Origin of the sequence: Lyngbya sp. PCC 8106 (genome assembly GCF_000169095.1) — a bacterium.
Classification (GTDB): domain Bacteria; phylum Cyanobacteriota; class Cyanobacteriia; order Cyanobacteriales; family Microcoleaceae; genus Capilliphycus.
In genome coordinates this window covers 299485-306111 of sequence record NZ_AAVU01000001.1, presented here as the reverse complement: position 1 = coordinate 306111, position 6627 = coordinate 299485, and the positions used below count along the sequence as shown (strand labels likewise).

Annotated in this window: 8 protein-coding genes; 2 read left to right on the top strand and 6 right to left on the bottom strand. The window is 43.4% G+C overall.

Annotated elements, in window-relative coordinates; translation table 11 throughout:
- The first annotated feature begins 227 nt into the window (after window positions 1–227).
- Window positions 228–1064 carry a hypothetical protein gene (locus L8106_RS01195; RefSeq protein WP_198012877.1) on the top strand — a complete coding sequence of 279 codons (837 nt, stop codon included), beginning with the start codon at window positions 228–230 and terminating at the stop codon, window positions 1062–1064.
- A 14-nt stretch (window positions 1065–1078) separates the two neighbouring features.
- On the top strand, window positions 1079–2359 hold the full coding sequence (locus L8106_RS01190; RefSeq protein WP_009782326.1) for a hypothetical protein: 1281 nt from the start codon (window positions 1079–1081) through the stop codon (window positions 2357–2359).
- A gap of 195 nt (window positions 2360–2554) precedes the next feature.
- On the opposite strand, the gene L8106_RS01185 is transcribed toward L8106_RS01190, so the two are convergent.
- The 6 genes from L8106_RS01185 to purF all read right to left on the bottom strand — a co-directional run bounded on the left by L8106_RS01185 (window position 2555) and on the right by purF (window position 6275).
- Window positions 2555–2959, bottom strand: coding sequence for a TOBE domain-containing protein (locus L8106_RS01185; protein WP_009782325.1), 405 nt, complete (start codon window positions 2957–2959; stop codon window positions 2555–2557).
- Window positions 2960–3101: 142 nt separating this feature from the next.
- On the bottom strand, window positions 3102–3428 hold the full coding sequence (locus L8106_RS33355; protein ID WP_009782324.1) for a hypothetical protein: 327 nt from the start codon (window positions 3426–3428) through the stop codon (window positions 3102–3104).
- Between the two features lie 48 nt (window positions 3429–3476).
- On the bottom strand, window positions 3477–3653 hold the full coding sequence (locus L8106_RS33350) for a hypothetical protein (RefSeq protein WP_232228409.1): 177 nt from the start codon (window positions 3651–3653) through the stop codon (window positions 3477–3479).
- Window positions 3654–3840: 187 nt separating this feature from the next.
- Complete coding sequence (locus L8106_RS01175; protein ID WP_009782323.1) at window positions 3841–4086, bottom strand: hypothetical protein; 246 nt, start codon at window positions 4084–4086, stop codon at window positions 3841–3843.
- Window positions 4076–4543, bottom strand: coding sequence for a helix-turn-helix domain-containing protein (locus tag L8106_RS01170; protein ID WP_009782322.1), 468 nt, complete (start codon window positions 4541–4543; stop codon window positions 4076–4078). The genes L8106_RS01175 and L8106_RS01170 overlap by 11 nt, the downstream gene beginning before the upstream one ends.
- A 253-nt stretch (window positions 4544–4796) precedes the next feature.
- Window positions 4797–6275, bottom strand: coding sequence for an amidophosphoribosyltransferase (gene purF / locus L8106_RS01165; protein ID WP_039895251.1), 1479 nt, complete (start codon window positions 6273–6275; stop codon window positions 4797–4799).
- Between the last annotated feature and the right edge of the window lie 352 nt (window positions 6276–6627).

Sequence of the window (6627 nt, the reverse complement as noted above, 5' to 3'; positions counted from 1 at the left end):
CGCTATCCAGTGTAACGGGGTAATGAGTCCATAAGATTTCCAGACTTTAGTAAATCATAAAAATTCACCATGGCAAAATTTTATCAGTGAATCTAGCAGTTCCTAGCGCGTCTCTTCTAAAATTCGATGATGCCAACAAGCTGGCTTTCGATACAAGCTCTTGGATACACCTAAATCGCTATATCAGCAGAATCGAGAACTTGTCAGTGGAATTCAGTAGCGTCTCAATGGAAACAGGAAAAGCATTGACTAAATTACGGGATCTGGCCGTAGCTTTCGGTTCACCCAAAGCTCTTCGGCAACTATTGCTAAAGAATCCGAATGTCTTGGCGGACAGCACGTCCCCTTCCATGCTGTATGCCTCTATCGTATGGCTAGTTCAGCGATTGCATCAGTCAGCAGCCTCTACTGTTTCATTTTTGCAGAGTCTGCTAGAAGTTAGATCTGGCGTTGATGTGAAGGCAGGTTTGCAAGAACTTGGTACTACTGCGGGCAGGGCCATGCAACCTATCAGCAATTTGAGCGTTCTTTTGAGTGATTTTAAAAACAAGATAATTGCCTCCAATAACGATCTGTCTAAGCCTTGCAAGGCCGACACAGACCTACTTCACCGCAAGCAAGAAGAGGTAGGGGCGTTGCGCGTTAGATTAGAAAGTGTGCAAAAACAGATTGATGAACTGGGGGTTTTCAGTTCCAAGAAAAAGCGCACGGAGCTTGAGCATGAATTGGATACCTTAAAGCAAGAAGAAAAGGATACAGTGGCACAGGCCGAGAAACTCCGCGTGGGGGTTGGAGAACTTGAATCAATCCTTAAAGATGGAGCTTGGCTCAAGTCTAGCTTGGACGATTTACTAGAGTTCCTCGACAAGCTAAGGAAAGTTTGGACAACTTTTGGCTCAAATCTAACTCAAATGGCCGTTGATGCTTCGGATGATCATCTCAGAGATCTTGATTTCGTGAAAAAAGCATTGGGACTTGATGAGTCCATCAAGCAATGGCATGGGATTGACCAGGCTGCCAAGCAATTTACGGTTGAGGCATTAGTAGATATTTCAGTTCACTGAAACCCTTTAAAGTTATGAAAAGCATAGTCAAATACCGGAAACATCTAAACTGGCTAGTCATCATAGTGTTGTCTGCTGTTCTATGGCTATCGCCTGTGAATGTTGCGATCGCACAAAACAATAGTGTAACTGTGCCAAGAGATGTGTTTTCTCGTCTAGAGCAGTTGAAAAATGAAGTTTCAAACATGCGCTCCGTAGCGAGCAAATCATTGGGGCCTTACCCGATTTACACACGCTGTACCTGGTGTAGTAAAAAAGAATGGTGGGGACTTGGTTTGTGCACCAAAGAAACAACCGAAACATGGGACACCAAAGTCGATTTTACATGGACAAGACGAAGCCTGTCCCGTGTGCTTGAGCGGGTTCAACAAAATACCAATACCTTCGCCCGTAGTTATGAGCCGACACAAGTATGGCTAAAAGGAATTCCCGATTTCAGCAAGAAATTCGACGTTACCGCCGACATTGTTTTAGCTGTTCAGCAGGAGATTAAGTCAGGAGTAGGACCAAATAACCAGCAGCGCAAGACAGTAAAGCAGGCACTGCAAGAACTGGGAGAAGATTTGGACAGAAGCTCGTCTTTGCTACAAGGTGGCACAAGTGCTCTTGCCGCGTTTCTTCAGCAACAGAGTGCTTACAAAAGGGACATCCAGCAGGCAATCGATGGTGCCGATCGCTCTGCAAAAGAAGCCTTGGCTAACTTAGAAAAACAATCTCAGACTCATCACTGCCAAGGTGGACTCAATGAAAAATATGCCAGTATCAAAGCAGACTTCTCACGCTCACTCCAAGAAATTTCGGTTGCTTTTCAGAAGCTTGAAGGAAGCAGTCGGGAGGCGGAGAAAAGTCTGGCTCAGTTGCTGGGATCGGTTGTGAGTTCTCAGACTGAACTAAAGTCGGTTCTAGATCTTGTAAATGCGGCTGGGAATGACAAACTTGGCAGCTTTCTTGAGAAACTTCACCTTAACGCAGCAAAACAGCAGTGGAGGGATCTTGCAAATTCTGCTACCAGCAACCTGTCAAGTGGATGGTTAACTAACACAAGTTCTTCGAGTGGTCAGAATTTTCGGGCTGCTGTAGTTAAAGTGAGCGGTGAAACTTGTCCATCTGGCTCTACTCTTGTTGCATACAAAGAGGCTTTAGACAACAGAGCAGTATTGAGTCAGAAGTTAGGCACTTGGGATATTGCCCGACTCGCAAATGGTGGTTCTATGGATGGTTCGGGCTATAATTCCAAGATTCGCGCAACAGACGAGCGAACACTGGGTCATGCCCTTTGCAAGAGATTACAGTAGACATCTCAGGAAACAACCAAAGTCTTACTATCACTACCTTAGTTACTTGTTATTTCTGAGTTTCACATAATTTTTTCTCAGAAAAATATTAATTGAACTTGTTTTGCTTGATTTATTCCTCAACTAACAAGGTACATTTCTAGTATTTTTAGAAAACCCCGATCATCTTGATAAGTTTCATCATTTCTGTTAGTATTAATCCGCAAAAATTTTCACCGCATCATCTGGTATTGATATCTTGACAAATGTTCCTTCGGGTATTATTGTATCTGTCATTGTTCTAGCATGAATTTCTTTACCGGAAGGAGTTTCTAAACAATAGCGGTATTCTCTTCCTAAAAATCGCCGTTTGGTAATCTTTACCTGAGAATCTGTATCTGGTTGTAAAATACAATCTTCCTGGCGAATCATTATTTCACAACTGTTGTGTGTATGATTCTCCTCAATTTCAAAACAACCAATTTCAGTTTGCCAACCATTACTTTGACGACGGGCTGGTAAAAAGTTGGCTTGAGTCACAAATTCTGCAACAAAACGCGATGCGGGATGGCTGTAAATTTCTTCTGGGGTGCCAATTTGTTCTAAATTTCCCTGACGCATCACTCCTACTACATCTGCGATCGCGAGGGCTTCTTCTTGATCGTGAGTGCGATCGCATGATCTTGTAGGGTGCGTTACATTTCATTAACGCACCATCCCATATTTTTCGGTGCGTTAGCGATAGCGTAACGCACCCTACGTTTTATTCATCCCCAATTCCTTGGGGTATTTCTGGACTTCCATCTCTTCCCCAATTTTGCGGATAAATTCCCTGAGCGATAAACCGATGAATGCTCGAAAATTGCCAATCTTGGGGATTTGTACATAACCCATGTCGAACAGGATTATAATGAATATAATCACAATGGAGAGCAAAATCTCCCTCATCTCTAATCAAATGTTCCCAAAAACGACGCTGCCAAAGATTGCTTTCTTTTCGCTTTTGTCGTGACAGAGAAACTTCTCGATTAATAGCTAATTCTTGCCCATAATGTTTAGTAACATAAGTTTTAATTAGTCGCAACCTCATGGAAAAATCCCGATCATTGGATGGCAAAGTCCACAGACAATGAAAATGCTATGGTAGTAAAACGAAAGCATCAATAGAAAAAGGATATTTCTCTATTACATTTTCGCTCGCTTCTCTGAGAGCTTTTCTAGCAACTTCGCTACAAAGCCAAGTTTCTCTTTGATAAGTTACTTGAGTGATAAAATATGTTCCACCAGAAATATTAGGTCTTCTATAATTAGGCATTCCAATCAGTATAGTATTAGGGATGGTGCGTTACGAGATACGCTAATACACCCTACTCGACTACTTTCTGGAATTCCCGAAAAATGCGATCTCCACTCTTATCGGATTAGGAATATACAGCCTGAACACAGTGAAAAGTGAGTGATGAAGAAACGACAGCTCTTTTTGCTAAGTATGAAGAAGTCGATCAAAAATTTCCAGAGAAAAAGCCAACTTTAGCTTCGGCTGTAGAGAAAAGTACCGCTTTGAGAAATTCAAAATTTAAGATGACTCTCCTAGACTCAGTAAGATGGGTTTGTGTAGATTCAAGCAATTCTTTCTCTTCGCTAGTTTCTGGGTAATTTTGCAGAGTGGGAGAGTCGCAAAGTAGATGCACCAAAACAATGTTAAGTGGCTCAAAATCTAATTTGCGGAAATTAGATTCACTCATCATTGTTGGTATTTTTGCGCTGTCTCCAGTTGACTCCGAGTCGCTTGAGATAGTCCCAACCTCTTTGAGGCCAGACGTGTTGGCGACCTGTTTTTTTAGCAATCCATTCAGCCACTTTGGGACCCGACCAGGCACCTCCATCCGGAGCAGGGCCTTGTAATGCCTCTTTGAGTTCCTGTTGCTGCGCCAAGGTTAACAAGGAGCGAGCAACAGGCGGTTGGCGATCGCGGCTACGGTTTCTCACCGAACTTGGGCCTTCGCGGTTATAGCGGCGAATGATCTCCTTAGAATAGTCGTAGTTTAAACCCACAACTTCAGCGGCCCGTTTAATAGTCCAACCGCTGGCGACGAGCTGAAGTAGGTGCCATCGACGAGCTTCGGTGGTATCCCTAGCCTGTCGGTAACGGACTTTCAGGTCTTCAGTCGTTAGGTGGGATTCTAGATGAGCTTTTGGTGGCATCCTCCTCTCGCATCACATCCGGAACGTTAATGGATCTATCCAAGTTCTGCACAGAATTCCGGAGTGAATCCGAGAGTAATAGAAAATTCTTATCAAAGAACAATCATTGATTAGTGGCTTTTGCAAGAGGAGGCGGAGACAGTAGACAGTTCACAGTGAACAGTTATCAATGGCTCTTGTTTACAGTGATGACTGAGGAGTTCGACTTTCAGACCGGGATAATCCCGGCTCGATTGTCTGCCTTCCCGACCTCTTAAACCTTTGCTGGTTCCTCTAACATCAATTTTGACCGCTTGACGGGTTCAGGAACATCAATCGGGTATTTACCTGTAAAACAAGCCGAACAGAAACTCTGAGGGTCTTCATGGGTGGCTTGCAACATTCCTTCCCAACTCAGATAAGCCAGCGAGTCTACCCCAATATGTTGAGCAATTTCTGCGACTGACTTTTTCGCCGCAATTAATTGATCTTGGTTATCGGTATCAATTCCGTAGAAACAGGGATGAGTCACAGGTGGAGATGAAATTCTCATGTGAACTTCGGTTGCACCTGCATCTCGCAACGCTTTAACGATTTTGCCACTCGTAGTTCCTCGCACAATGGAGTCATCGACCATAATCACTCGCTTCCCTTTCAAAACATCTTTTAAGGGATTGAGTTTCATGCGAATACCCGCTTCTCGCATTCCCTGAGTTGGTTGGATAAAAGTGCGACCCACGTAACGATTTTTGATCAATCCTTCCATATAGGGAATATTAGATTCCTGGGAAAATCCAATTGCCGCCGGAATACCCGAGTCAGGAACACCAATCACCAAATCCGCATCAACACAAGACTCTTTTGCTAAAACCCGACCAATTCGCATTCGATAAGTGTAGAGACTTTCTCCCTCCATCTGGCTATCAGGTCTGGCAAAATAAATCATTTCAAACACACAAAGTTTGCGAGAGGTTTGGGGTTGCCACTCAATAGACTCTAATCCATCTTCAGTGATCCAAACGATTTCGCCTGGTTTAACTTCTCGTAAAAATTCAGCGCCGATAATATCTAACCCACAAGTTTCAGAAGCCAGAACATATCGAGTCGGATTGGTGTCTAAAGTCCCAATAACTAAAGGACGAATACCATGAGGATCGCGTACACCCATTAACCCAGCCGGAGTCCCAATGGTTAAACTAAATGCACCTTCACACATTTTAAAGGCGCTGATACAAGCATCTAACCAATTTTTACCCAAATCGACTTCTGAGGCGATCGCTAAGGCAATTAATTCTGTATCTGTCGTGGTGACAAAACTATATTGGCGGCGGGTAATTTCTTCCCGGAGTTGAGGAGTATTAACAAGATTACCATTATGAGCGACTGCAATTGATCCCAGACGGCTATTGGCAATCGCAGGTTGAGCATTGACAACTCGACTGGAACCCGTGGTAGAATAACGGGTGTGACCGACAGCTAGATTTCCTTTTAACTCACTGAGAATTGATTCATTAAAGACTTGAGAAACTAACCCCATGTCTTTATATAAATACAGCTTTTCTGACTCGAAGGTCGCAATTCCTGCTGATTCTTGACCTCGGTGTTGGAGAGCGTACAATCCAAAATAGGTCAGTTTGGCAACATCTTCACCGGGTGCATAGATACCGAAAACACCACAAGCTTCTTCGGGTTTATCGGGGTTTTGAGGAGTGGAGTCGGAGTAGTCGGTCGTCAGCAAATCGTTTGGTATCATGGTTGCGTGCTTGTTTTTAGTGTCAGAATGACCAGGAATTGGGATCTCGTTCAAAGCTGTGCAGTGTTCGATCACAGTCTCTAGCTGTGTCATTATTGCACCCTGATCCCCCATTTCAACAGTAGCGTAAACCACTCAACACGTCATCCGAGATTCCCGCAATATCTGAAGTGATTAACCGAACCCTAATTTCAGTATTAGTAACGATTGTGATGAGATTTTTGAGTCGGATGGGAGTCACTGTATCGATTTCTAACTCAAGATTAGACTCTATTTTTTAGTCATCGCTTCAGTGAGATTGAATTTGTTGATAGCTTCAATAAGATTTGATTAATTTTGAATCAATTCGGCT